This is a genomic window from Streptomyces sp. NBC_00239 (assembly GCF_036194065.1).
Taxonomy (GTDB): domain Bacteria; phylum Actinomycetota; class Actinomycetes; order Streptomycetales; family Streptomycetaceae; genus Streptomyces.
The window spans coordinates 7,445,153-7,471,232 of record NZ_CP108095.1 but is presented as its reverse complement, the minus strand read 5'-3'; the positions used below and the strand labels follow the sequence as shown (position 1 = coordinate 7,471,232).

Here is a 26,080-nt window from a genome sequence, read left to right as displayed (position 1 = left end):
ATGACCAGCCGCGCGATCGAAATGCCGTCCGCCGGCTCCTCCACTCCGGCGGGGCTGACGCAGGCCGAAGCCGAACGCCGACTGGCCCGGTACGGCCGCAACGAGGTGGCACCCCCGCGGCCTACGCCCCTCCACCGCCGGGTACTGGCCCAGCTGCGCGATCCGCTGATCATGGTGCTGCTCGGTGCCGCACTCCTGACCATCGCGATCGGCGACCACCCGGACGCCGTCGTCATCGGACTGGTGGTCGTCTTCAACACGACGGTGGGAGTAGCCCAGGAGGTCCGGGCGGACCGCGCGGTCGCCGCGCTCTCCGCTCTCTCGGTCCCCCACGCCCGGGTACGGCGTGACGGCGCGGCCTACGAGGTGTCGGCAGCGCTCGTGGTGCCGGGTGACAGCCTGCTGCTCGGGGAGGGAGACATCGTCGCCGCAGATGCCGATCTCGCCGAGGCGTCCGCCCTCCTGATGGACGAGTCCATGCTCACCGGCGAATCGGAACCCGTCGCCAAGGCCACGGGTGACACGGTCAGCGCCGGCACCGTCGTGGTGCGGGGGCGGGGTGTCGCGACCGCCACCGCCACAGGATCCGCCAGCGCCCTCGGCCGGATCGCAGTCCTCCTCGACGGGGGCCACGAGCCGACACCGCTCCAGCGCCGCCTCGCCTCCCTCGGCCGCGTTCTGGCCGCCGTCACCCTCGCCTTGTGCGTGCTGTTCTTCGCCCTGGGCCTCGTCCGCGGCCTCGGCGTGAGCACGATGGCGGTCACCGCCATCAGCCTGGCCGTCGCCGCGGTGCCCGAGTCCCTGCCCGCCGTGGTCACCCTCGCCCTCGCCCTCGGAGCCCGCCGCATGGCGGCCCGGGGCGCCCTGGTCCGACGCCTGCCGGCGGTAGAGACGCTCGGATCGGTGAGCGTGCTCGCCACCGACAAAACCGGAACCCTCACCGAGGGCCGCATGGTCGTCCAGCACGTGTGGACGCCGTCGGGAACCGCGGACGTATCCGGCAGCGGATACGAACCCCACGGAAACCTGACCCGCGCCGAACGCTCCCTGACACCCGAGCGGCTCCGCCCGCTCCAGGAATTGCTCACCACGGCAGCCCTGTGCAACGACGCGAGCCTGAAACCGCCCCAGAGCGGTTCCGGCGCGTGGACTGCCGTGGGCGATCCCATGGAGGCCGCACTGCTTGCAGCGGCTGCCAAGGCCGACTGCCCCGACCCCGCCGATCTGCACCAGGCCTGCCCTCGGATCGGAGAAGCCCCCTTCGACAGCCTGCGCAAACGGATGACCACCCTGCACCACCTGCCCGACGGCAACGTCCTGGTCTGCCTCAAGGGAGCGCCGGAGACCGTCCTGGCGCCCGCGGTGCTCGCCGAGCCGCCCGAGGTCTTGGACCAGGCCCGCCGACAGGCCGCCGAGCTGGCCGCGCACGGATTCAGGGTCCTGGCGGTGGCAGGCGCCGAACGGCTCCAGTGGAGCCTGCCCGCCGCCGAGGCGGAACACGGCCTGAGCCTTCTCGGCCTGATCGCCATCAGCGATCCGCCGAAAGAGGCAGCCGCGGCCACCTTGGCAGCCTGCCGCGCCGCCGGCATCACCCCGGTCATGATCACCGGCGACCACCCCGCGACGGCCCACGCCATAGCCGTACGCATCGGCCTCGTCGAGGACGGTCCAGCCGATGCGGTCGTCACCGGACCCGAGCTGGCCGCAGCACCGGACACCGACCTCACCGAGGTACGCGTCTTCGCCCGGACCGATCCACAGCAGAAGCTGGACATCGTCCACGCCTGGCGCGCCCGCGGCGCCGTGACCGCCATGACCGGGGACGGCGTCAACGACGGTCCCGCCCTCCGCCAGGCCGACATCGGCGTCGCCATGGGCGCGCGCGGTACCGAGGTGGCCCGCCAGGCCGCCGACCTCGTCCTCACGGACGACGAGCTCTCCACCGTGGTCACGGCCGTCGAGGAAGGCCGCCGCGTCTACGACAACATCCGGCGCTTCCTCGTCTACGCCATGGCCGGCGGAACCGCCGAGATCCTCGTGATGCTGGCCGGTCCCCTGCTCGGCCTCGCCCTCCCTCTTCGGGCGGGGCAGATCCTGTGGATCAACCTCCTCACCCACGGCCTGACCGGCGTGGCCATGGGCGCCGAACCGGCCGCGCCGGAGGTCATGCGGCGCCCGCCCAGGCCGCCCGGACAGCACATCCTGGCCGCAGGCGTGTGGCAACGCCTTCTCGTCCTCGCCATCGCCGTGACAGCGTTCAGCCTGATCGCCGGTATCGGCGCGCGCGCCATGGGCCTGCCCTGGCAGAGCGTGCTCTTCCTGTCTCTGCTCGGGGCTCAGCTGGGCGTGGCCCTGGGTCTGAGGGCCAGGCTGCTCACCACCCAGAACCTCTTCCTCCCCGCCTCCGTGGCGGCCTCCGCCCTCCTTGCGATGGCTGCCCTGCACGTTCCCGCTCTGCAGTCGCTGCTGGACACCCAGCCGGTGGGCTGGGCCGGCACCGGGCTCGCCGCCGCGGCAGCCCTCGCGGCATTCGTCGCTGCCCGGCTCCTGAGAGGCGCATTCCACAGAAAGGCATGAACATGAACGCGAATCCGCTGTCCCACGGACACGGGATCCACGCCGAGGTGGGCGACCAGATCGTCGTGGGCGGCCCCACCGTCGGAACGCCGGGCCGGGACGGAGAAGTCATCGCCCTGCACCACGAGGACGGCACCCCGCCGTACGACGTGCGCTGGTCGGACACAGGTCGTACCAGCGTGTTCTTCCCCGGCCCGGACGCCCACGTCCGGCATCTGCACGACGAAACCGGTACGCCCGGGCACGAGGAGAGCCCGAATGGTGCAATGACCTCCCCCTGAGTGGGAAGGCCGAGCCATCCGGCCGGAGATACCGTGGAAGCGATGGCCGTCTCGCCATCACTTCCGGCCGGAGGTGGGCATGAGCGCAGGGGAACAGCCCACCCGGAGCGGTGTTCCTCGACTGCGGCTCGACGAACTGCTGGATGAGCTGCAGGTACGGATCGACGAGGTCAGAGGCACGCGAGATCGGCTGAACGGTCTGCTTGAGGCCGTCATGTCCGTGGGCCGGGAGCTTGACCTGCCGCAGGTGCTGCGCGGGATCGTCGAGGCTGCCGTGGTGCTCGTGGACGCCGAATATGGGGCTCTCGGCGTCATCGGGAACGACAAAAAGCTGGCCGAGTTCCTTCCCGTCGGCATCAGCGACGACCTCCGCGCACAGATCGGAGACTTGCCCTCCGGCCACGGCATCCTCGGCGAGCTGATCCGCCATCCCGAGCCGCTGCGGCTGTCGGAGCTGTCCAAGCACCCGGCTTCGTACGGGTTCCCGGACCACCACCCGCCGATGCACTCCTTCCTCGGTGTCCCGATCCGGGTCCGCGAGGAGGTCTTCGGCAACCTCTATCTGACCGAGAAGCGCGGCGGAGCAGAGTTCGACGCCGAGGACGAGGCGGTCCTGTCCACCCTTGCCGTCGCGGCCGGCATCGCCATCGAGAACGCCCGGCTCTTCGAGGAGGTCCGGTTGCGTGAGCGCTGGCTGGAGGCGAGTTCCGACGTCACCAGCGCCCTGCTCTCCGGAGCGCCCGAGGAGGAGGTCCTCGAAGGCATGCTGGAGCGGGCCAAGGACATCGCCAGCGCCGATATGGGCGTCTTCTACCTGCTCGGGTCCTCCGGTGAACTGCGAGGCTCCCTCGCCTTCGGGGAGGGAGCAGAGGCACACTGCGGGATCGTCCTGCCCAGTACCCAGGGCACTCTCGCGGAGGCCGCCCTGGCCCGCGACGGCCTCATCACGGTCCCCGACGTGGCGACCGACGAGCGCGTCACCGTGCAACCGGAGAGGTGGACGGGCTTCGGCCCGGCGGCCGCCGTCACCGTCGGCACCAAGGAAAAACTGAGCGGCGTCCTGATTTTGGCTCGCAAGCACGGCCGCCCCGTGTTCGCCACCGCCGAAGTCGCCGCGCTTCCGGGGTTCGCAGGCCAGGCCGCCCTCGCGTTGGAGCTCGCCGACCGGCGCCACGACGCCGAGCAGATGAACCTGCTGGAGGACCACGACCGCATCGCCCGCGACCTGCACGACCTGGCCATCCAGCGCCTTTTCGCCACCGGCATGACCCTCCAGAGCGCGCAGCGCTTCGTCGACCACCCCCAGGCGTCCGAACGCCTCGCGCGGGCCGTTGACGACCTGGACGTCACCATCAAGATCATCCGATCGACCATCTTCGGCCTGCGCGAGCACGAGGCCCCGGGTGAGGCGAACAAGATGCGCTCCCGTCTGGTCAAGGCCCTGGATGAGGCCTCGGCGGCCCTTGGCTTCGCCCCGGCTCTGCGGGTGGAGGGGCTGATCGACACGGACGTACCGTCGACCGTCGCGGACGAGGCCCTCGCTGTGGTGGGGGAAGCTCTCAGCAACGTCGCCCGCCATGCCGAGGCGACGCGGGCGGAGGTCTCGATCGTTGCGGCCGACGGGAACCTGACGGTCACCGTGACCGATAACGGCGTCGGCCTGCCCGCAGGCGGTCGCCGCAGCGGACTTCGGAACCTGGCCGAGCGTGCCGAACGGCTCAGCGGCCAGATGGAGGCCGCGGCGCGGCGCGATGGGGAGCGGGGCACTCGCCTGGAGTGGCAGGTACCTCTGGTCCCGCCACCGCGCTGACCGTCGCCGGGTTCCTGCCTACTTCGCCGTCCCGGCATCGTGCTCGCGCACTTGGGCGGCGATCACGGCCGCCTGGACCCGCCGCTCCACTCCGAGCTTGCCCAGGAGCCGTGAGATGTGGTTCTTGACCGTCTTCTCGGACAGGTAGAGCTGCTTGGCGATCTGCCGATTCGTGAGGCCCTCGCCGATGAGCTCCAGGACGGCACGCTCCCGTTCGGACAGAGCGGCCAGGCGGGCGTCCTCCGGTGCCTTCGCCGTTAGCGGGTCGCGCAGGGAGTGCATCAGGCGGGCGGTGGTTGCAGGGTCCAGCATGGACTGTCCGGTGGCGACCGTGCGTACGGCCGAGACCAGATCGGAGCCCTTGATCTGCTTCAGGACGTAGCCGGAAGCCCCTGCCATGATCGCGTCCAAGAGGGCGTCCTCGTCGTCGAACGAGGTCAGCATCAAACAGGCCAGGCCCGGCATGCGTGAGCGCAGCTCGCGGCAGACGGTGATGCCGTCACTGTCGGGTAGCCGCACGTCGAGTACGGCGACGTCCGGACGGAGCGCCGGCCCGCGGGCGAGCGCCTGCTCGGCCGTTCCGGCTTCGCCTACGACCGTGATGTCCGGCTCTGCGTCCAGGAGGTCCCGCAGCCCGCGACGGACCACCTCGTGGTCATCGAGGAGGAACACCTTGATAGGCGCCCCCGCGGACGTGTTCGGATCCTCGGACATGATCGCCCCTGGCTCGGTCCGTGCTGTGCGTTTCCCTCCGAATTATCTCAGGAAGACGCACAATGCACCCGTGACCGACGAGCAGGCTCGCTAGGCAGTGATGGTGCTTTCCAGCTCCATCCGGACGTCCACGACGCCCTCGACCGCGCGGATCGCCCGTGCGAGCAGGGGGACCAAGGCCCGATCCCGCAGCGGGCCGCGAAGAGTGACGACGCCGTCTTGTACGACGAATTCCAAGGTCACACCGGGTGCCAGTTCGGTGAGCACGGTCTGGCGGATCTCCTCCTCGAGCTCCTCGTCGGGCCGCAGGAACACCTTCAAGAGGTCGCTGCGGCTGACCACACCCTCCAGCATCCCGAGCGCGTTCACCACGGGCAGGCGCTTGACGTGCTTGCGCGCCATGATCCTTGCAGCTTCGGCGACGGGCGCGTCGGGGTGCACGGTGATCGCCGGGCTCGACATGAGCTCCTCGGCCAGAACCGCTCCGGCCTTCGACGCTTCCTCCAGCTGCTCGGGCAGCGCGGGGTCCGTACGCCGGAACTCCTCCTTCGGCAGCAGGTCGGCCTCGGAGACGACTCCGACGACGCGGCCCTCGCCTTCCAGGACGGGAACCGCGCTGACCTTCCACTGGTTCATCAGCTCGACGATCTCCTTGTAGGACGCCTCGCGGCCGATGGCGACGGCCGTGTGCGTCATGACGTCACTGACGGTGTAGCGGGATGCGGGCATGGCCGGCTCCTTTGCGGTACGGACGATCAAAGGAAGCTGCCGCTGCCGTAGGGCGCGTACAGGTCGAGAAGGCGCACGCGGGCGGCCTGCAGCCGGTTGGCGAGGACCTGCCCGACCCAGTGGCCCAGGGCAGAGCCGAAGGCGGCGTCGGCGTCCATCAGCGTCCGTACGCGCTCCGCGTCGAACTCGTACGCACGGACGGGCGTCATCGCCTCGGCGCCCAGGCGCCAGGAGTAGGGCTTGAAGAGCCACGAGCAGCCGACCAGCTGGCCGGCGCCGAGGCTCTCGATGACGGCGGCGCGCCGCCCGGGCACGTGGACGTCCAAGGTCACGGTGCCGGACCTGACGATCCAGAACCGATCGGCGTGGCCACCCTCGCGAAAGAGTCGGGTCCCCTCGTCGAAGTTGACCTCCCGGGCCAGTTCCATCAGACGGGAACGGCAGTCGGCGGGCAAGGCCTCGGAGATACGGGTGGGTGAAGGGGTACTCATGAACGGCCTCCTGTTCGAGTCCGTCTTCAGTCTTGGTGTTCCCGCCGGCTCGGGCATGGGCCCTCCGGTCCCGTCTATGGGCCGACCGGCCCATGCCGGGGACGGCGCAGCCAGAGATCCTTGCATCAGATGGCCGGCTCGCGGCCGTCGACCCGTCCACCTGGCAGGTGCGCGATGTACTGGAACGGCCATGGCATGGGGGCTTGGGGCTGGTTCGCCATGTCCCTCACCACGCTGATCGTCTGGACTCTGATCGTCGCAGCAACCGTCCTCGTGGTCCGCGCTCTCAGGCGAGATGGTGCGGACGGGCGCACAACAGCCGCGCCGTACGCAGCCTCCGACAGGGGGGCCGAGAGGCTTCTCGCGGAACGATTCGCCAGAGGCGAGATCGACGACGAGGAGTACAGCCGGCGGCTTGCGGTGCTGCGAAGCCACGCCCCTGGGCCCGCGCCCCTTTGAGAAGCCGACAGCGGGCAAGGGCACCGGCGTCCCGCCCGCTTGACCGAGGATGCCCACGATGAAGAGCGACCCGGCCGGTACGATCACCAGCTCGCCTTCCGTCAGCATGCCGAGACGGCAGATGGAAGAGCTCAGCGCTGACGAGGCGCTGCGGCTGCTGGGCACGGTCGAATTGGGCCGGATCGTGTTCACCCGTCACGCGCTGCCCGCGGTGCGCCCCGTCAACCACCTTCTCGACGCAGGCGACATCATCGTCCGGGTCCAGGACGGCTCGACGCTGGGGGCCTTGCTCGCAGCTCAGGCAGATGCGGGTGTAGTCGTCGCGTACGAAGCCGACGTCTTCGATCAAGGCGCGCACTTGGGGTGGAGCGTGGTAGCCACCGGCTACGCCACCGCCGTCACCGCCTCCAGCGAGATCGAGCGCTACGCGCACCTCCTGCAGCCTTGGGTCGAGGGCACCGCATCGGGCGCCATCCGTATCAGGCCCGACCTGATCACCGGCTTCCGGCTGCGTGAGGGCAGCCCGTAGAGGTCGGCCCACTCGCGCGCTTCACCTCCTTGCAGCCCCCCGCCCGGCACCATGGTGAGGCACAGGCCCGCATGGAGTTCCGGAGGTGCCATGCCGAAGCACGAACGGATCGCTGCGATCCCGCCCGCCTTCCGTGGCTACCGGAGTAACTGGATACGCGGCGACGTCCTGGCCGGGATCACGGTCGCCGCCTACCTGGTCCCCCAGGTCATGGCCTACGCGGGCGTGGCAGGTCTTCCCCCGGTCGTCGGCCTGTGGGCCGTCCTGCCGGCCATGGTCCTGTATGCCGTGAGCGGCACCTCGCGCCTGCTGTCCGTCGGACCGGAGTCGACCACCGCCCTCATGACCGCCGTGGCCGTCGGGCCGCTCGCAGCCGGCGACCCCACGCGCTACGCGGCGCTCGCCGCAGCCCTGGCCCTCGCCGTCGGCCTGCTCTGTCTGGTCGCGTGGGCCGTCCGGCTCGGCTTCCTGGCCGACCTTCTCTCCAGGCCCGTGCTAGTCGGCTACCTGGCTGGAGTCGCCTTCATCATGATCGTGGATCAGCTGCCCCGCCTCACCGGGACCAGCGGCGGCGGATCGGGGTTCTTCCCCCAGCTCTTCTCGTTCCTCCGGCACATCGGCGACCTGCACTGGCCCACGACCGTCATGGCCGCGGGCTGCCTGCTCCTTCTGTTCACCCTGCCTCTGCTGTGGCGTGCTCTGCCGGGACCACTCGTTGTCCTCGTTCTCGCCACAGCGGTGGTGACGGTCTTCGCACTGGACGAGGACCAGGGGATCGACGTCATCGACGCGATCCCGACCGGCTTGCCGGGGTTCGCCCTGCCCCGGCTGGCTGACCTCACCGACCTGGTGCTCCCGGCTCTCGGCGTTCTGCTCGTCGGCTACACCGACGTGGTCCTGACCGCACGCGCCTTCGCCCGGCACGACGACCCACACCCCCTGGACGCCAACCGCGAGCTGCTGGCCCTCGGCACGGCGAACCTCGGCGCCGGAGTCCTGCACGGCTTCCCGGTCAGCAGCAGCGCCAGCCGCACCGCCCTCGCGGACTCCTCGGGAGCCCGTACCCAGGTGTACTCCCTCGTCGGCGCCGCCTGCGTGGCCGGCGTCCTCCTCTTCCTCGGCCCGGTGCTCGCCCACACCCCCTCCGCCGCCCTCGGCGCCATCGTCGTCTATGCCGCCCTGCGCCTCGTCGAGGTGAGCGAATTCCGCAGGCTGGCAGCCTTCCGACGCCGGGAGTTCCTGCTCGCCCTCGGCTGCGGACTCGGCGTCCTCGCCCTCGGCATCCTGTACGGCGTGCTCCTCGCCGTGGCGCTGTCCGTCGCCGAACTCCTCACGCGGGTCGCCCGACCCCACGACGCCGTCGAGGGAATCGTCCCGGGCCTGGCCGGCATGCACGACGTCGACGACTATCCGAGCGCGCGCACCATCCCCGGCCTCCTCATCTACCGCTACGACTCACCGTTGTTCTTCGCGAACGCCGAGGACTTCCGCCGCCGGGCGCTGGCCTCGGTGGCGGTCCAGGACGAACCTGTGCACTGGTTCGTCCTGAACACCGAGGCCAACGTCGAGGTCGACATCACCGCCCTCGACGCCGTCGAGGCCCTGCGCTCCGAACTCACCCACCGGGACATCGTCTTCGCCCTCGCCCGCGTCAAGCAGGACCTGCGCCGCCCCCTCGACGCCTACGGCATGACAGCGAAGATCGGCCCGGAGCGCATCTTCCCCACGCTCCCCACAGCCGTTGCCGCCTACCGGAGCTGGCAACGCGCCGCGGGCAGCAGCCATCCAGCCGAACCAGGAACCTGAGCGCAACTGTCGCGCCACGACCACCGTCAACCCACTGCGGTGCCGACACGTGGACGATGCTTCTGACGCTCGCCGGTCAGTGGTAGCTCCACACCGTTCCCTCCAAGCAGCCCGAGAAGCAGTACGGGCATGGACCAAGATCCGGGCCGTTCACGGGCTGGCGCGGTCTCCGGACCGCCCCAGCTACCAGCAGACCCTGGCCGTTGCGCCACCCCGACGGCACCTTGCCCGGACTCGCCCGTTGCCGCCCCGCCGTGCGGGCCGGGGCAGGGCTCATCGGCAAGCTCCCCCGCGTCCAGCGGCATCCTCCAGAAGTTGCGGCGATGCGCCGCCGCCTGCGAGCGCACGTCCAATTCTGGTGCGGCTGCGCATCGAGGAACATGCCCGCTGCTGCACAAGCCGCCTGCCGTTGAAGATCCGACATGCGGAACGCCGGGTCGCGATCCTGCGCGATGAAGGCGCGCCAGACAGCACGGAAGGTCGCGACGACGACAGGGCCATCGGCTCCCAATGAACCGGTGCACGCTCCATAAACGGGGCGAGCGGCGCAGCCTCCAGGGGTGAGGATTCGGGGGACGGGCGACGAACCACGAGCCTCTCCGACCCGCGGCTCCCGTTGCCCGGCGGCTCGATCCGGACATCTTTGGCCTTCACCTGTCGGGCGGTCGACATCGACGTTGTCGCCGTTGAGGCTCAAGACCGGCCTGTGGATTCCCCACGAGCCACCGAGCCAATCGTTTAGCTGCTCGCCCACCCACCGAGCACACCCAGCGCCGCTGCCCTCGGGTCAGCGCCGAACAACAGAGACCCTACGATCGACGACACGCCAGAGCGCCGACCAGGTGTCACGAGCTGGGGGATCACACTCTTGACGCTCAATCAGAAAAGTCAGCAAAGGGTCAGCATTCAAAGACAAACGGCCTCCCGCGGGCGCCCACAGACGGGACGGGCGCCCGCACCCCTCAAGGCCCGGCGGGAGTCGCGATCGACGCTCAGGCGACACCAACAAACGGAACGCTTAACCGCGATCACGACACCTCTGCACGGTTCAATATTTCCGCAGCTCAGCGTGCCCGACCACGCGGTTTCAGGTGTGTCGGAGGCAGCTCGGGGGCCGGAATCGGAGCGCCGTCGTAGCCCTTCACCTCACCGAACCTCGTCCCGTTCATCCAGTCTTCGCGGGCCTGCGCGATATCCTCGTGTGACCGCCCGATCCAGTTCCAGAACGTAACACGAGATATCCGTCTTCGTGCAGGTCAGGAACGTGGTGGACCCTCCGGCGTCAGCAAAAGGTCAGCATTGGCGCCCGAGGAGTCCCGCACCGCATGGCAACGAAGTCGCTCCCCCTCGGCATGGGCACCTTCTACAAGGACTGCTAGCACCCGCGGCCCCGCTGGTCGAAGTGCCCGCACGAGTACAAGATCCGCTACCGCAGCTCGGCCGGTAAGCAGACGGAGGAAGCCGGCTTCCCCACCCAGGACAAGGCGATCGCCCGCCTCACCAAGATCTACCAGGAGAAGCGGGCCGCAAAAGACGCCGAACGACAACAGGCAGCTCAGGTGGTCGAGCCCGTCCACGACCGGACCTGGTCGAGCGCATGCTCCAGGAAGCCGGGCACGTTCCTCCCTCCGAGGAGGAGCTGCCGGTCCAGCAGACGGTTTCCCGTCTCGCAGGACGTCTCGCTGACAAGGGCGCACCCGTGACAGGCCGACAGGTTGAGCTGCGAAGAGCCCTGCCGATCGCTCTCGATGCAGACCGGATCGTTGGAGCAGACGTCGCCGTCACTCAACGCGGCCAGCATCAGCGGCAGGACCTTGTCCGGCGCACCCAACCGGACGAGACCGCCGAGGGTCCCCTGCGCATCCCCCGCCGCCGTGTAGATGAGGATGCCGGCCGTACGGTCCGGCCTCCCCGAATTGGCGTAGATACGCTCCTGGAGAGCTGCCGACGAGTACCCGCTCGCGAAGGCGAGCCTGCGGATCAGCAGGTGGGAGAGCGTGTGGAGCGCGACGAAACGCGGCTCCGGGACGTCCAGGCGCTGCGCCCACGGAGTGGCGTCACGACGCCCTGCCAGGATCGCGGCTCGCTTGCGGACCTCGGGCAGGACTTCCCACTCGGAGATGCGTTCCTCGTCGAACCGGAAGAAGATCCCCTCGCCGTACAGCTCGACGGCCGGATAGACGGGTTTGCGCTTCTTGTCACGGCCGAGGTCGGCCCTCACTAGGTCCGCGTCGGCGTCGTGACGCCGGAAACCGAGAAGTGCCCTAACCTCGCGGACACGACGCACCTGCCCCACGGAAACGAGGCGGCTCGTGAGGGCCGAAGGCCGACCCTGTGCCTCGGACACCCGCCAGCCGTCGACGACGAAGTCACCGACACCAGGGTCCCTGCCACTGTCGAGTTTCGTGAGGAACGCTGCCCATTCCCCGTCCTTGAGGTCGAGGAACACAGCCTCCTCGTCAGGCTTGTCGCCACGGGCCGCAAGAGCCAGGACGTCGTCCGCCGAGACCCCTTCGATCTCGTCCGCGATCCATCCGGCGACCATCTCCGCCTGCGGACCACCGTTGTCGGCCACGACCTTCTCGAAATAGACATGGCCGCGGATCAGGTCCGTCGTCCGATCGGCCCTTGGGCGCTCCTCCGGAATGTCGAGGGCCGACTTGTGATCGGCCATGTAGTTGCCGGTCGCGCCTCGCTGCACGGCGACCAGGCGGTGCTCGCAGATCTGCCCTGGCTTCGGCTCCTCCCATGGCTGCGTGCCGTCGCACCGGATGCCATCCCGGTGCAGCGAGTCCTTCCCGACCAGCTCGGAGAGCGGGCGGGAGCGGTTGCATCCGGTGCAGTGGACGCTGAGCGCCCCCAGTCCCTCTCCGCGACGGGACGAGCGCTCGAAGTGCAGTTCCTTGTAGGCGCGGCAGAACCGCACGGCCTCGGTGACGCCCGCGTCGTTGCCGCGGTGGGCCCATTTGAACCAGGGGACGTCCTGGATGTGGCTGCCCTTCTGGCACACGGCAACGTAGCGCATGGGTACGAGGGCCCCGCCGCACCCACAGCTGTTCTTCCAACGCCCCTTGTCTCTGCCGGTCAGCTGCGAGAGCTTCGTGCACCGCTCGCAGAACCGCCAGGCGGGGAAGCGCCAGTACAGCAGGTGCGGGGTCTCCTTGGCGGCGTGCCCCGAATGAGCCGGCGCCTGTCGCAGGACGCCTGGGCCGAGCCGCGACAAGAGTCGCTCACAACTGATCTCGCGGGAGTACTTGTGGTCCCACCACGAGGTGTCGGGTGCGATCAGAGACTCCCCGAGCACGTCGACGATCGCCCCAACACCGAAGGGTGACAGGGTCTCCGACAGCCGCAGATCATGCAGAATCCGCTCCACGGTTGCCTCCTTCCATCGGCTCACGCACCTGTACGGCGACATTCGGCTCGACGGATCGCATCGAGTCGCCGACGAGCCATCCCTCCCCGGGCTGACCGAACCGCTTCAGCAGCGCCGCGTCGTCCGACTTCCTGCGGTCGTAGGACAGGACGGCCCCGGCCTCGCGTGCGAGACGGGCACGGCGGTCCCAGTCGTGCAGGAGCCGCCACACCTCCGTCTCGGTCTCCTCGGCCTCCACTTCCTCGGAGCGGGCCACCCGGCCGACGAAGCCGACGACCAGGCCGTCGAGTGCCCCGCGCAGCAAATCGTCGGACAGGTCCAGACGCGACGCGCTGTCGTTGTCCGCGAGGGAGGAGAAGGAGTGCCTTACCAGCGCCACCAGGGCGCCAGCCAACGATCGCTCCCGGGAAGCCACCGACCAGGGGGTGACGCTCGTCGGTTCGACGTTGCGGTAGAGCGTCTGGTGGTAGCCGCGGAAGGTCTCGAAGTGCGACCGGTCGCGGGCCCGGTTCGAACGGAACAGGGTCGTGACGATGCCGTTGTTCTTCCCGCGGCCGACGCGGCTTGTGGCCTGGATGTACTCGGAGGTCGTCTTCGGTTGCCCGACCATGAGCATCACCGCCAGTCGCGGCACGTCGATGCCGACGGACAGCATGTTGGAGGACAGGACGACATCGACGGCACGATCTCCGTCGTCCACGCTGCGGCCCAGCTCCCGCAGGTCGTTGGGGAGTTCCTCGGGGCCCCGGCGACTGGTCAGCTCCAGCACGCGGTCGGCCCTCACCCGACGCAGCGGAAGGCCCAAGCGCTCCGACCGGGGCTCCAGGCGCCCGTTCACGTCGTCGACCACGAGGGTTCCTGAGCGACCGAGCTCCCGCAGGCTGTTGTGGTACATCACGACCGTCCAGTACGGGTCGCGCTTCGCCTCCGTCCCGGGCTCGGGCTCGGCTTCGGCGACAAGCACCTCGGGGACCTCGACGAGGGGGGCGACCGCGGCAATCACCGCGGAGACCTGCGAGACGGACTGCGGCATCAGGCCGACGTACAGGCGGCCCTCGCCGCTATCCACGGCACGGGAGAAGAACGTACGGTCCCCTTCGAGCCCGGTCGGCGGGTACAGGGCGACGTCGCGCCCGTAGAGCCCTCGTACCTGCTCGTCCGACGCACGGATGGTGGCCGTCGAGGCGACGATCTTGGGTTGCGAACCGTGCTTGCCCAGCAGCATCTTGATCACGGCGTCGAACACGGCGACCGTGGTCCCGAGCGGTCCCGACAACAAGTGCAGCTCGTCCTGGATGATCAACGAGGGCTGCCGGAACATGGTGTCGAGGCCGAGCAGGCTTCCCGCCTCGGGCTTGAACTGCAGACGGGCGAACTTGTCCACCGTGGCCAGCAGGATGGTCGGGGGTTCCTCGTAGAGCACCTCGTCGACCACGCCCACGGGGAGTTCGTCGGCGAACGGGCACTCCGTGTTCGTGCAGTGGATGACTACGTCACGGCCGACGAGTCGGAAGCCATACCGGGCCCGGTCGTGGTCCTTGGTCTGGGGCAGGATCGGGGTGTCGCACCAGGGACAGCTCTCGACCTGGAACTCGTTCGCCTCCTTGGGCCGGGAGGCCTTGCACAGGCGGTCGAGTGCGTTCTTGGCGTCTCTCCTGGTCGCCGGGGTGACCTCGTTGCCGACCCACAGGCCGATGGAGAACCTGGCCATCCCCACAGCCCTGGGATCGCTGCGCCGCAGGACCTCCATCGCGCACACGAGCGAGGCGGCGCGTTGGAACTGCTGGGACGTCAGGAGGCGGAGCGTGTACCGGGTGATCACGGCGGTGCCGGCGCCCGCCGTGCCGTGCACGATCCGCCGGTGGAAGATCTCGATCGCCGCCAGCCCCAGATAGGCCTCCGTCTTACCGCCGCCGGTCGGGAACCAGATCAGGTCGACGAGCTCCCGGTCCTCGTGCGCGTCGTCGACGGTCGAGGCGAGTGCCACTAGCAGGAAGCCGAGCTGGAAGGGGCGCCAGCTCGGCTCCGTCACCCCGGCCGGGTCCTGACCGTGCTTCATCCCGGTCCGGCGCATCTGCAGCCGCATCGCGGCCATGGCGAGCGCGAAGGCCTTCCGCAAGGAGTCCTGCTCCGGTTCGCGCAGGAGGGCGACGCCCGCCTCCATGCGCCGCACGGCGGCACGCGCCCGGCCGGTGATCGCCCTGGCGATCGGGGTGTCGTCGCCGTGGCCCTCGGCCTGTGCCTCCTGTTCGGTGACCCAGTCCGCGAAGGCCGCCACGAACACGTCCAACGTGGCCAGGACCTCGTCCGGTTCCCGGTCGATCCGCTCGAGGAGGTCGAGGCGAAGTGCCTTGGCCGCCGCGGACCCGGGTGGGAAGCCGGTGGTCTCGACCGCGGGTACGACGAACGCCGGGACAGGGTCGAGGAAGACACGCGTGCACACGCCGTCCGACACATCCCACTCCGCCGCCATGCCGTGACCGACCGCGTACACCTTCTTGTCGCGGTAGCGCAGGCGCAGCTCGGCGGACTCCGGATCCGCGTCGAACGACCGCGTCACGTCGTACTCGCGGATCGTCCCCCCGGGCGCGGGCCTCACGCCGAGCGCTGTCTGGAAGAGCATCAGGGCGATGTCGGAGCGGTCGTCGCCGGTGGAGGGGGACTGGACGCGTACGTGCACCGTCACGAGGTGGGCGTTGCCGTAGGGCCGCCACCTCGATCCGAGCTCCAACGACACCTCACCCGCGCGGAACTCCCGCGGCGGTCGATCCGCCGACAGCTCGACCCCGGCGCACGCGAAGGGCACTCGTTGCCAACGCGGAGGCCCGTCCTCGGTGACCCGCCGATAGGTGCCGGCCGAGAAGTCGCACAGGACGGTTTCCCGGTCCGTGACGAACGAGATCGCGACCGAGGAGGGCCGCCAGTCCTCCGCGAGCGGCACCCCCGCGCCGGCTTCCTCGACCTCTCCCTCGGCCACGTCCGACGACACCTCCTCGTCACCAGGTGCCTCCCTCGTGGAAGGCAGCAATGACCCGGCGGGAAACAGCATCCCGACGCAGTACTGGCGGTCCGGCAGGTTGGTGACGACCTCGTCCTCGCCTCCCTCCGGCCCGAGGTAGGCCGCACGGAGGTGCTTCAACGCGAGATCCTGCGCCCTGGTCCTGTTCACGCGGTCACCGACCGCTGGGGCAGGAGCTGCTGCAGGCGCCGCCGGTCCTCTCTGGAGGCGACGATGTGCAGGGAGACGCGGGCGCGCGTCACCGCCACGTAGAACGCCGCGGTGCCGACGTTGTCGAAGGAACGGGGAAGGTCGCAGACGACGACGTGTTCCGCCTCCAGTCCCTTGGCATACCTGGGACTCGTCACCACGTACCCGCCCGGCAATTCGCGGGGTGCCTCGTCCGACGCCGTACTGATGATCCATATGTCCTGGCCACGGACTCCGTCGGCCACCAACCGTCGCGCCACCGCGTCAGCTGCGGCGAGGTCGGCGGTCCTGGCCGGCGTGTGCCACTGGACCCGCTCCCCGTGGACGATGCCCGGATCTCCGACGTCCGCTGCGAGGTACTCCTGCACCATGTGCACGATCGCCCGAGTGTTGCGGACGTTGAGGTCCAGGTCGACCGTCAGGGCCTCAGGGGTGATCAGTTCGAGGACGTCCTCGTCGAAGCCCCCGTCGACGTGTGCTTGGTTGTTCGTGTCGAGGAACATCCGCCAGCGGCCTCCGGCCCGCCCACCCGCGACGACCTCGTCGAGGGTGTCCATGGCCTCGGCCGTCATCAGGTCCTGGGCCTCGTCGAGGAACACCACGTCGTAGGCCCGGGTCGGCTCCAGCTTTCCGAAGGGCACCACGTCGATGTTCTCGCGACCGGCCAGGTGAGGGGTGAAGAACCGGACGAGTTCCGGCGAGCCGAAGGTGACCAGGACCGACCTGCCCCGAGCGGCCTCCTGCTTGGCCGCCTCGACCAGGACGAGAGACTTGCCCGTGCCCGCGCCGCCGAACACCATCACCCGCGGGTTGCGTGCCAGCGAGGCAAGGACCCTGGCCTGGCCGGCCGTCGCACGGTTCTGCTCCTCGATGACCGCACCACGCTGGGCGTCGATCACGGGCATCCGGGTGAACTCGCCGAACAGGCGCGCCCGCACGTCCTCCATCCGGGCCAGCCTCTGGCCGTGGGGAGCAGTCCGCGAGGCTGCCGCGATCGCGTCGAGCGCACCGGCCAAACCCTCCACGCTCATCGAGTCCTTGGCCAGCCAGTGAGTCGGCTTCCACTCGACCGAGTGCGGGAGCGGGTCGATGTCGGGCGTGACGACGACAGCCTCGTGGGCGAACCAGCCGATGCCCTCTTCCTTCAGGATGTCCCGCAGGGCGTACATGGCCGTGCGGGCCTGCTCCATGGGCGAGCGGGTCAGCTTGTGCCAGTCGTTGCGACGGTCGACGCTGTACCAGGCTCCGTCGTACTTCCGGACACCGCCGCCCTTCACCTCGACGACGATGACGACCTTATTCCACAGGATGACGAAGTCCGCCTCCGCCTGCTGCTTGTACTCGTGGGAGCGCAGCTTCACCGAGTGGAAGGCGACCGCGTCGGGGTCGCCCTCGATCCCTCGAAGCAGACGGGCGACCCGGCGCTCGGCGTCACTGGTCGCGGACTTCTCGATGTCCGCGAGATCGGGAACCAGGATCACGCGTGCTGTTCCTTCCAGAGGTCTTCGTACTCGCGGTAGCCGAGCAACTCGTTGACATCGCCGAAGTTGTCGGCCATGTCCACGATGAGGCACTCCGCCTTTCCGCCGTTGGCCGGACCGCGCAGCCCACGCCCAGCCATCTGGATGTAGGCGTTGGGGCTGAAGGTCGGTCGGGCGATGTAGAGGGCGCGGACGCCCGGGGCGTCGAACCCTTGGATCAGCAGGTCGCAGTTGGCGAGGACACGGATCTCGTTGTCCTTGAATTTCTTGATGATGTCGCGGCGTTCCTGCCTGCCGCTCTGTCCGCTCACCGATGCCGCCTCGACCCCGCGGTAGCGCAGTGTGGCGGCGAGCACTTGGGCCGAGAGCACGTTCGGGGTGAACACGAGCACGGGCCAGTCCTCGTCCAGCCCCATGATGTGGTCGACGAGCTTCGCCATGCGTGCCTGATCCCTACCGATGCGCTCCAGGACGGTGGGGCTGATCCTGCGCTGCCTGGTGACCTCGGCGATCTCCTGCGGCCCCAACTCGACCTCGATGCCGTCCAGCACCTGGTGCTCGACCCGTGCGAGCACACCGAGCTCCGCAAGCTTCCTGTACGCGTCGACGTCGGCGTCGAAGGCGTCCAGCTTACGGTTTCCGAACCGGTTGACCAGGGCCCTGGTCGCCTCTTCGGAGGTGCCCTTGAAAGGCGTCGCGGACAGCCCGACCAGAGGACGGTCCCACCCACGCCCGGCCACACCGAGCCATTCCAGAATGCGTGTGTACCGCTCGGAACCGCCGGCTCGGTGCCCCTCGTCGACGATGACCGCAGATGCCTCGGCGAGCCACTCGTATTCCGCACTGCCGAGGACGGCGTCGAGCTTGGCGTCCGTGGCGACGACGAGACTGAACTCCGTGTCCGGTTCGTGGACCGTGTTGCCTTCCCAGAGCCGCCCCACGGTCAGCGGGCGCTCGTCCCCGAGCCCCCTCCAGACGGTGGTCCAGGTCTGGACAGCCTGCTCGCACAGCTCGAGGGACTGCGCGATCCACAGGACCGGCCCTCGCAGCTCATCCTCGGTGAAGAGCCGCAGGACGGTCTCCGCAGCGACACGCGTCTTGCCCGCTCCCGTCGGCAGCTCCACCATCGCCTTGAGATGTCGGCCCCTGGCATCCCGCAGCACGAGGACGTCCTTGAGTTGACGACTGACCCGCTGCTGGAACGGGTGCAGGGGGTTGAGCTTCACTGCGCCGGGGACGACGAACTCCTGCTCCTGGTGCTCCCTGCGGCGGCCCGCGTACTGGGATCCGAAGCCCATCTTCCGCAACCAGGAGATAGTGGTGGCGCTGCCTGCCCACTGGGTCGGCACGTCGTTGAAGCCCACCTGCCGGAACTGCTCCGCGAGGGTGCTGATCGCGTCCGAGCCGTACACGGTGAGGAAGAGATCCGCGACGGACGACCGGTTGTCGATCAGTCCCTGCGCCTCCAGCGCCTGCCACAAGCCCTTGGGCAGAGCATCACGCAGGTCGTCCGGCCCGAAGTAGACGTCGAGCCGATCGGCGTCGTTGGCGGCGGCCTTGGCCTCCTGTCGAAGTTCCTGGAGATGGTGGTCGAGACCGGTCTTGAGTACGCCGTCGAGGTCGGCGTTGTTCAGACGCAGCTCAAAGGCCTCGTTGACGAAGCCGAGCAGCCGACGTTCGTCGGCGTCGCTACCCGCCACGACCAGAGCCGTCCCCTCGAGGTGCCACGGCAGCGGCTTGTCCTCGACCCCGTCCTCCGTGGTCGTCCGCTTGACCACCTGGATCGCCCGGGCGAGGGTGGCGTTGGCCAGCCTGCTGGCGGCGTGCGTGTTGCGCAGACCGGTGAAGAGGTCGACGATCCGCTCTCCCTGCTGATCGCCGTCGATCACCATCGAGAACGCGAAGCTGTCCTCGAACCGGCGGCACCCCACCGTCGCGACGAGGTCGGCCGCCTGGGCCTCCGTCACGCGCAGGTACGGCCGCTCCCGCGAGGAGAGGAACTGCTGCTGCTCGTCCGAGGTGGCGAGATACACAGAGACGGGTGCACGCGATTCGACGGCCCGCTTCACCCGGGCCGGGATGCTCGGCGGACGGCCGGCCGGGTAGGCGATCCGGCACGTCACGGTGATGAACTCGACCAACAGGGCGTCGTCGAGGCTCGACGGGAACAGTTCAGCCGCGAGTGCCTCCTCGAGAATCTGGGCCGGCACCGCTTCGATCTCGTCCGGAAGCTCCAGCGCCTCCGCCACCCGACGCGAGCCCTTCAACAGCGGCAGCAACTTCTCGTACCTGACGAGCGAGGGGGCGACCACCTCGGACGGTCGACGGTACCCCCGCGTCGTCTGGAGCAGACCCGCGCGGTCCACCGCCCAGCGGACGGGAGACGGCACCACGTGCGTGCGACCCGTGTCGAGGTCCTCACACGTCCACTCGCTGTCGCCTGCCTCGAGCAGGCCGACGGTCCAGGTCTCGCGCAACTTCTGCGACGCACCCGCTTCCAGCAGGATGGGCAGCACTGAGAACGGGCCCGGCCCCTCACCGGGGTAGAAATCGATGTTCCCTATCGGTCTCTCGCCCGGACCCTGCGCGGCGTTGAGCGTGGTGAGGATCCATTCCCGGTACTCCTCGATCGCCGGCTCGTCCTCCGCGGAATAGCGGCTCATTGGCACTCGTACCACGCCGAGCGCATGTGCCACCTCGGGCATGCAGCGTCCGCGGTCCAGGGTCCTCGGCGCGTGCTCCTCACCCAGCGGTTCGGGGAGGTCGAACACCGTGCGGGGCCAGGCCCACTCACCGTCACCGGTCGGGACCTTGATGGTGGTCGAGTGGGCGGCCAGGGCCTTGGCGGCCTCACCGGTGGACAGCCCTTCGACGGCGTCCCACAGCTTGGTGAGCTCGTCCTCGCCCGCAGTGGCCGAGAGGGCCGCGAGCCGTGCGTTGAGGATGGCCCGCGGGTCCAGATCCCGGAACCCCGCCTTGCGGAGCTCTTGCTCGACACCCGGCTGACTCAGGAAGGCCGGGGAGACGAAGATCGCGCCCTCGATCTCGACGCCTTCCTCCTGGTGCAGGAAGACGATGTTCCTGTCGGCCAGTGCCCGCATGTCGTCGAGAGTGGGGATGACCTTGGCCAGGTCGCTGCCAGGCAGGGACGACTTCTTGCCGACCACGAACCTGAAGGCGTTGGCGGCGGACACCGGATCCGGCCCCTCGGCCCACTCGCGCAGCCAGGAGAGGAGCCCTCGCTTGGGGATCCCTTCGAGGGCGCGCTTCATGTCCCTGTCGGTGGCATCGATGCCGCCGTGCGGACTCGAGGTGATGAACAGCTGCCGCAGGCGGGTGATGCGCTGCGGCGAGGTGTAACACCGCCAGTGCGGTACGTCGGTGGCGGTGTGCGGGGAGATGCCCCACGCCTGGTGGATGTCCGGGGCGACCTCGACGGCGAAGTCCAGGGGGCGCAGATCGGCGGCGCTCACGAGGGTCCCCGTGGTGTCGGGGACCAGCTCGCGACCGCCCGCGATCGCCGGAACGTGGGCGCAGAGCAGCTTGTCGCCGAACGACAGCGGCTCCCGTCCTCGCGCGGGCATGTAGTCGAGGTGTGCGGCCGGGTCGTCCGGCTGGGTCACCCGCGGCAGCAGGCCGACGAACATGCCCGAGAGCGTCTTGAGGATCTCCCGGTTGTAGTCGTTCTCGAGCAGCGTGGTCCGGTCGTCGTTCACGCTCCACGGAGCGTTGAACAGCGCGGACGCGGACGTCTGGTCCTGGAGCGGGAAGTAGGACCAGAACCGTCCGACGCGCTGCTGGGCCCGCCGCCTCGGGACGGCGACGGTGACCTTGACCTCGTTGCGGGAAACGGCCTCCCCGACCTCCTTGCGGGCCACTGCGGACGGCATGTGCATGCGGTCCTCGACGATCCACTCCTCCCCGGACCCGTCCGGGGTCTCGATCTTGAAGACACCCCCGCCGAAGTCACGGGACGTGTGGCTCGTCTCGAACGCGGCCGCCCCGAGCACCCGCAGTCTGACCTGCCGGACGGCGCCGACGAAGAGAAGGAACTCCGACGGGAACGACTCGATCTCCTGGCGCAGACGGCCGAGGTTCGCCGCGTGCGGGAGCTTCACCACGGTGGAGGCCCAGCCGGCGAGCTCGTCGAGGATCGGATCCGAAGCGAACGCAGCGAACGGATCGACGACGGTGGGGGTGCGCAGCACCGGATGCCGCCTCGCGGAGGGCGCGATTCGACCGATCTCCTCTCGAGCCGTACGCGAGTTGAACTCGAACGACACCGAACGGCTGAAGACCTGCGGAGCCGGCGAGACGGCCAGGACGGACTTGAAACCCAGGCCGAAGCGCCCGATCTCGTCGCCCCGCTTGCCGCTGAGATGCGCGTGCGTGATCGTGGTCAGTCCGTCCTTGGAGAACGGACGTCCTGCGTTGGCGCAGTACAGCGTCTCGTTCTCCGTGTCGAGGACGATCTCGACACGGCCACCGAGCTCCCCGGCGTTCTCGCCACTTCCCGACATCGCGTCGGCGGCGTTCTGGACCAGCTCCAGGAGAGTCCGATGTGCATATCCGCCGACCCTGATGGACTCCTCGTGATTGGCGTGCTCGGTGACGAGGTGGGCGTTGGCACGGTACGAGTCGAGGGCTTTGTCGAACTGCTGCCGGACTTGCCGCACGAGATCTGCGTCCGGGGTCCAGGCCTGCATGATGGTCACGCGCGACCGCCCTCGAGGTAGCCGCCCCAGCGACCAACGGACGTCCGCACACTCGTGGCGGCCCGGAGTCCACTCAGGCCGATTACGGCCGGGCGAGGTGTCACCTCACGTGCGACTCGGGCCACCCCACCCTCCGGGCGGACGCACGGACGAGTGTCGATCCGCTCGGCAGCGCCACGGGCCTCGCGCGCCCCGGCCCCATCCCCATGTCGCAACATTGACCCCTACGTTGTGATCGTTCGAAGGTCGGACGTACGCAACCAGCCATATCCCGACTGCACACGAATCTAGACGATGTGATCGACAACAGACCCATGAATCCGGATGCAGAGACAAGTTGCATCCCTGGAAGCGCGTGTGGGGTCCCAACCTTCCCAGTGGCATGTCCACCAACGGGTGGGTACCGGCACCGGAGGCGGCAACGGCGGCTCGGTACCACTCGCTTGGCACCGTCGTGCTGGCTTACGCCTCGAGCACATGGGGTCGGCAGCTCATCAGCCCTGTCGGGCTTGCATTGCCCCGCTGGGACGGATGGTCGCAGCGGGCGACCGGCCAGCACCGTCCGCGTGTGGGCAGAGGTTGGGCAGGTTGACAGACATCCGACAGAACCCCGCCGTTCAGTGCACTCCTCGACCCGGACCAGGGGTCCTTGCAAGGCGTCGACTGCAGTGACCACGGTCCCGAGAGATGCCGACCGGGCGCCCTGGGTGCGCGATCCCGTGGTGGAGGTGCTGCTCAGCCGTTTGGGATGGGGAGCGATGCGTGTCATCGGCCTGCCCAGGCGTGATGGCGAATGCCGTCGGCCGCGAGATGGAATTTGGTCGTCAGCCCGCCGCAGGAGCATCGGAAGGCATGCTCCTGCGGCGGGCCGGTCACAGCCGCTTCGGCGTCCGGCCCGGCAGCAACGGCTCGATCCGCCCCCGCTGAGCACCAGTCGACGAAACACATCGACCGACGATCCGATGCCCCTCGGGAAACGGCCTCGATGCCTGGCCCGGATCCGCACATAAGGGCAGTTCAGCGGACCCTTCCCCTGGGCTTCAGGTGGGTCGGGGGGAGTTCGGGGGCCGGGATCGGGGGGCCGTCGTAGCCCTTGACCTCGCCGAAGCGGGTGCCTGTCATCCAGTCTTCGCGAGCCTGCGCGATATCATCGTGTGACCGGCCGATCCAGTTCCAGAACATGACGATCTCCTCCTCGAAGGGTTCGCCGCCCAGGAGCATCAGGCCTGCGTCGGAGAGGGCGTGCAGGGGGAGTTCGGTGCGGCCGCAGCCGAGGTAGAGCATGGAGCCGGGTGTCACCGGGACGCCGTCGACGCGGGCTTCGCCGGACATGGTGAGGACGGCGTACTCGAAGTCCGGGTCGAGCGGGAGGTTCGCCTCCGCGCCCGCGGCGAGCGTGAGGTCGGCGCCGACCAGTGGGGTGTACGTGGTTCCCGGGGAGGTGGCGCCGTCCAGGGTGCCCATGAGCACGGTCGCGGTCAGGCCCGGCGCCGTGACCTGCGGCAGGTCGGCGTGGTGCTGGAAGTGCGGCTCCACGTTGCGGTGGGCGTCCGGGAGGGCGACCCACAGCTGCGCGCCGTGCAGCATGCGGGCGTGCTGCTTCGGGCTCTCCTCGGAGTGGCTGATGGCCCGGCCGGAGGTCATCAGGCCCAGTTCGCGGGGCCGGATGGTTTCGAGGCTGCCCGTGCTGTCGCGGTGCAGCACCTCGCCCTCGTGCAGCCAGCTGACCGTCTGGAGGCCCATGTGCGGGTGCGGCGGGACCTGCATGCCGGGCTCGTCGGCGATGTCGTCGGGACCGTAGTGGTCGACGAAGCACCAGGCGCCCACCATCCGGCGGCCGAGGTTCGGCAGGAGCCGGCGGACCTCGGTGGACTCGCCCAGTTGGACACGGCGCGGGGTGAGGAGTTCCCGTACGGGTTCGGCGACGACGAAGCCGCGGCCGCCGCACACCGAAAGGGCGGCCTGGCGATCGAGATTGCTCATGGACGACAACCTAGTCCCGCGGGCGGCGCGGCGGACGGTGTGCACGCCAGCGGAGTTTGTGGAATTTTCAACCTACCGGTGTGGTTTACCGACCGAACGGCGCGCGAGAGGCGGGCCGGCCACCGGAAAGGGCGTCATGAGCGACCGTACGACGTACTACGAGCACGGGACGGCAGCCGAGCGCTGGGAGCGGGCCCAGCTCTTCTTCGAAGCGAAGGAGTACGCGACGGCCGCACAGGTGCTCGACGGACTGGCCGCACAGGCCCCGGAGCAGCTGGCGCCCCGCCTGCTGCTGGCCCGCGCCTACTACCACTCGGCGCAGCTGCGGCGGGCGGAGACGGAGCTGCGGGGCATCCTGGAGCGCTGGCCGGTCGAGGACTACGCACAGCTGATGCTGGGGCGGACCCTGGAGCGGCAGGGCCGGGCGGCCGAGGCCGCCCCGCACCTGAGGATCGCCGCGGCGATGGCCGGCGAGTTCCCCGCCGAGTGACGGCGCGGCAGGAGTCCGCCGCACAACAGCACGGCACGAGCGTCCGCCCGGACCGGTCCCCGCCCTCCCGCGGGGGCCGGCCGCGGTGCGGTGGGCGGCGGGGCGCGCGGGCTCGGCTAGCCTGGGCAGCACGATGACTGGCACCACTGAGAACCGTTTCACGACGTCATGGGGCGAATTCGACCTCACCCGATTCCCCGAGGACCCGCGCGAGCAGCTGCGCGCCTGGGACGCCGCCGACGAGTACCTGCTCCGGTACCTCGCCGGCGAGGTGGGTGACGACGGCCCGGTGGCACTGGACGGCCGTCACCTCACCGTCTTCGGCGACCGCTGGGGCACGCTCACCACGGCCCTCGCCGCCCGCGGCGAGGCCGCCACCCTCACCCAGATCTCCGACTCCTACCTCGCCCAGCAGGCCACCCGGGCCAATCTGGAGCGGGCCGGGGTGCCGCCGGAGGCGGTCCGGCTGCTCAGCACCCAGGACGCGCCGCCGGAGCGCGTCGACGTCCTGGTGATCCGGGTACCGAAGAGCCTCGCGCTGCTGGAGGACCTGCTGTACCGGGTCGCGCCGCACGTGCACGCGGACACGGTGGTGGTCGGCACCGGCATGGTCAAGGAGATCCACACCTCGACCCTGAAGCTCTTCGAGAAGATCCTGGGCCACACCCGGACCTCGCTCGCCGTGAAGAAGGCCCGGCTGATCTTCTGCACGCCGAAGCCCGCCGAGAAGCCGCCGGCCGGCCCGTGGCCGATCTCGTACGTCCTCGACGAGGACGAGGGCGCCGCGGCCGGACTGGCCGTCACCAGTCACGCGGGCGTGTTCTGCGCGGACCGCCTCGACATCGGGACCCGGTTCTTCCTGGCCCACCTGCCCCGTGACCGCGGAGCCGACCGGATCGCGGACCTCGGCTGCGGCAACGGCGTGCTCGGCACGGCGGCCGCCCGCGCCAACCCGGCGGCCTCGCTCGTCTTCACGGACGAGTCGTACCAGGCGGTGGCCTCGGCCCGGGCCACCTTCCAGGCGAACCTGCCGGTCGGAGCCGCGGAGTTCCTGGTCGGCGACGGGCTCGCGGGGCTGCCCGAGGGCTCGCTGGACCTGGTGCTGAACAACCCGCCGTTCCACTCCCACCAGGCCACCACCGACACCACCGCCTGGCGGATGTTCACGCAGGCCCGCCGGGCGCTGCGCCCCGGTGGCGAGCTGTGGGTGGTCGGCAACCGGCACCTCGCCTACCACCTCAAGCTCCGGCGCCTGTTCGGGAACTGCGAAACCGTCGCGGGCGACCCGAAGTTCGTGGTCCTGCGGGCGGTCAAGAACCGCTGAGACCGGCCCCCGCCCCGACCGCCAAGGAACCTCCCGCAGCCGCGGGAGGTTTTTTGCGACCCCTTTTTAGGTCGATCAACCTATATTTTTGGGTCAGGCGACCTATA

General features: G+C 69.5%; 16 protein-coding genes and 1 pseudogene. 8 read left to right on the top strand and 9 right to left on the bottom strand.

All coding sequences use genetic code 11. The annotated features are described in order from the left end of the window. The 3 genes from OG764_RS33040 (at position 1) to OG764_RS33030 (ending at position 4,668) form a co-directional block, all read left to right on the top strand. Entirely contained in the window at positions 1 to 2,577 is a 2,577-nt protein-coding gene (locus tag OG764_RS33040; RefSeq protein ID WP_328972001.1) for a cation-translocating P-type ATPase, read from the top strand. A 2-nt stretch (positions 2,578 to 2,579) separates the two neighbouring features. Beyond that, the gene (locus tag OG764_RS33035) at positions 2,580 to 2,858 is read left to right on the top strand and encodes a DUF1918 domain-containing protein (RefSeq protein ID WP_443056120.1); all 279 of its coding nucleotides are present in this window, start codon (positions 2,580 to 2,582) and stop codon (positions 2,856 to 2,858) included. 79 nt (positions 2,859 to 2,937) lie between these two features. Then, positions 2,938 to 4,668, top strand: a complete 1,731-nt coding sequence (locus tag OG764_RS33030; protein WP_328972000.1) for a sensor histidine kinase — start codon at positions 2,938 to 2,940, stop codon at positions 4,666 to 4,668. Between the two features lie 18 nt (positions 4,669 to 4,686). On the opposite strand, the gene OG764_RS33025 is transcribed toward OG764_RS33030, so the two are convergent. The 3 genes from OG764_RS33025 to OG764_RS33015 all read right to left on the bottom strand — a co-directional run bounded on the left by OG764_RS33025 (position 4,687) and on the right by OG764_RS33015 (position 6,602). Further along, the gene (locus OG764_RS33025) at positions 4,687 to 5,382 is read right to left on the bottom strand and encodes a response regulator transcription factor (protein ID WP_328971999.1); all 696 of its coding nucleotides are present in this window, start codon (positions 5,380 to 5,382) and stop codon (positions 4,687 to 4,689) included. A gap of 90 nt (positions 5,383 to 5,472) precedes the next feature. Beyond that, complete coding sequence (locus tag OG764_RS33020) at positions 5,473 to 6,111, bottom strand: CBS domain-containing protein (RefSeq protein WP_328971998.1); 639 nt, start codon at positions 6,109 to 6,111, stop codon at positions 5,473 to 5,475. 26 nt (positions 6,112 to 6,137) lie between these two features. Beyond that, positions 6,138 to 6,602, bottom strand: a complete 465-nt coding sequence (locus OG764_RS33015; protein WP_328971997.1) for a Crp/Fnr family transcriptional regulator — start codon at positions 6,600 to 6,602, stop codon at positions 6,138 to 6,140. A gap of 129 nt (positions 6,603 to 6,731) precedes the next feature. On the opposite strand from OG764_RS33015, the gene OG764_RS41810 reads away from it, so the two are divergent. The 3 genes from OG764_RS41810 (at position 6,732) to OG764_RS33005 (ending at position 9,396) form a co-directional block, all read left to right on the top strand. Then, complete coding sequence (locus OG764_RS41810) at positions 6,732 to 7,061, top strand: SHOCT domain-containing protein (RefSeq protein WP_443056258.1); 330 nt, start codon at positions 6,732 to 6,734, stop codon at positions 7,059 to 7,061. Between the two features lie 58 nt (positions 7,062 to 7,119). Next, positions 7,120 to 7,590: a pyridoxamine 5'-phosphate oxidase family protein gene (locus OG764_RS33010; protein WP_328971996.1), complete on the top strand. Its 471-nt coding sequence runs from the start codon at positions 7,120 to 7,122 to the stop codon at positions 7,588 to 7,590. Between the two features lie 90 nt (positions 7,591 to 7,680). Then, positions 7,681 to 9,396: a SulP family inorganic anion transporter gene (locus tag OG764_RS33005; RefSeq protein ID WP_328971995.1), complete on the top strand. Its 1,716-nt coding sequence runs from the start codon at positions 7,681 to 7,683 to the stop codon at positions 9,394 to 9,396. 1,064 nt (positions 9,397 to 10,460) lie between these two features. Here OG764_RS33005 and OG764_RS33000 read toward each other — a convergent pair. From OG764_RS33000 to OG764_RS32975, 6 genes and pseudogenes are all read right to left on the bottom strand, one after another. Further along, positions 10,461 to 10,628, bottom strand: a pseudogene (locus OG764_RS33000) (pirin family protein); the annotation flags it as partial. A gap of 323 nt (positions 10,629 to 10,951) precedes the next feature. After that, positions 10,952 to 12,772 carry a DUF1998 domain-containing protein gene (locus tag OG764_RS32995; protein ID WP_328971994.1) on the bottom strand — a complete coding sequence of 607 codons (1,821 nt, stop codon included), beginning with the start codon at positions 12,770 to 12,772 and terminating at the stop codon, positions 10,952 to 10,954. Beyond that, entirely contained in the window at positions 12,753 to 15,911 is a 3,159-nt protein-coding gene (locus tag OG764_RS32990; protein ID WP_328971993.1) for a helicase-related protein, read from the bottom strand. The genes OG764_RS32995 and OG764_RS32990 overlap by 20 nt, the downstream gene beginning before the upstream one ends. A 26-nt stretch (positions 15,912 to 15,937) precedes the next feature. Beyond that, the gene (locus OG764_RS32985; RefSeq protein ID WP_328971992.1) at positions 15,938 to 17,461 is read right to left on the bottom strand and encodes a nuclease-related domain-containing DEAD/DEAH box helicase; all 1,524 of its coding nucleotides are present in this window, start codon (positions 17,459 to 17,461) and stop codon (positions 15,938 to 15,940) included. Further along, positions 17,458 to 22,167, bottom strand: coding sequence for a sacsin N-terminal ATP-binding-like domain-containing protein (locus tag OG764_RS32980; protein WP_328973252.1), 4,710 nt, complete (start codon positions 22,165 to 22,167; stop codon positions 17,458 to 17,460). Before OG764_RS32980 ends, OG764_RS32985 begins: the two co-directional genes overlap by 4 nt. 1,026 nt (positions 22,168 to 23,193) lie before the next feature. Next, positions 23,194 to 24,159 carry a pirin family protein gene (locus OG764_RS32975; RefSeq protein WP_328971991.1) on the bottom strand — a complete coding sequence of 322 codons (966 nt, stop codon included), beginning with the start codon at positions 24,157 to 24,159 and terminating at the stop codon, positions 23,194 to 23,196. Positions 24,160 to 24,295: 136 nt separating this feature from the next. Between OG764_RS32975 and OG764_RS32970 the strand changes: the two genes are divergently transcribed. Beyond that, on the top strand, positions 24,296 to 24,649 hold the full coding sequence (locus tag OG764_RS32970) for a tetratricopeptide repeat protein (RefSeq protein ID WP_328971990.1): 354 nt from the start codon (positions 24,296 to 24,298) through the stop codon (positions 24,647 to 24,649). A 133-nt stretch (positions 24,650 to 24,782) separates the two neighbouring features. Next, positions 24,783 to 25,973 carry a methyltransferase gene (locus tag OG764_RS32965; RefSeq protein ID WP_328971989.1) on the top strand — a complete coding sequence of 397 codons (1,191 nt, stop codon included), beginning with the start codon at positions 24,783 to 24,785 and terminating at the stop codon, positions 25,971 to 25,973. The last annotated feature ends 107 nt before the right edge of the window (positions 25,974 to 26,080 follow it).

Excerpts from the sequence above, each read along its gene's own strand:
- OG764_RS32975 (WP_328971991.1), bottom strand. The coding sequence starts at position 24,159 with ATGAGCAATCTCGATCGCCAGGCCGCCCTTTCGGTGTGCGGCGGCCGC.
- OG764_RS33025 (WP_328971999.1), bottom strand. The coding sequence starts at position 5,382 with ATGTCCGAGGATCCGAACACGTCCGCGGGGGCGCCTATCAAGGTGTTC.
- OG764_RS32965 (WP_328971989.1), top strand. The coding sequence starts at position 24,783 with ATGACTGGCACCACTGAGAACCGTTTCACGACGTCATGGGGCGAATTC.
- OG764_RS33030 (WP_328972000.1), top strand. The coding sequence starts at position 2,938 with ATGAGCGCAGGGGAACAGCCCACCCGGAGCGGTGTTCCTCGACTGCGG.
- OG764_RS33035 (WP_443056120.1), top strand. The coding sequence starts at position 2,580 with ATGAACGCGAATCCGCTGTCCCACGGACACGGGATCCACGCCGAGGTG.
- OG764_RS32970 (WP_328971990.1), top strand. The coding sequence starts at position 24,296 with ATGAGCGACCGTACGACGTACTACGAGCACGGGACGGCAGCCGAGCGC.
- OG764_RS41810 (WP_443056258.1), top strand. The coding sequence starts at position 6,732 with ATGGCCGGCTCGCGGCCGTCGACCCGTCCACCTGGCAGGTGCGCGATG.
- OG764_RS33005 (WP_328971995.1), top strand. The coding sequence starts at position 7,681 with ATGCCGAAGCACGAACGGATCGCTGCGATCCCGCCCGCCTTCCGTGGC.
- OG764_RS33010 (WP_328971996.1), top strand. The coding sequence starts at position 7,120 with ATGAAGAGCGACCCGGCCGGTACGATCACCAGCTCGCCTTCCGTCAGC.
- OG764_RS33015 (WP_328971997.1), bottom strand. The coding sequence starts at position 6,602 with ATGAGTACCCCTTCACCCACCCGTATCTCCGAGGCCTTGCCCGCCGAC.
- OG764_RS33040 (WP_328972001.1), top strand. The coding sequence starts at position 1 with ATGACCAGCCGCGCGATCGAAATGCCGTCCGCCGGCTCCTCCACTCCG.
- OG764_RS33020 (WP_328971998.1), bottom strand. The coding sequence starts at position 6,111 with ATGCCCGCATCCCGCTACACCGTCAGTGACGTCATGACGCACACGGCC.
- OG764_RS32980 (WP_328973252.1), bottom strand. The coding sequence starts at position 22,167 with ATGCAGGCCTGGACCCCGGACGCAGATCTCGTGCGGCAAGTCCGGCAG.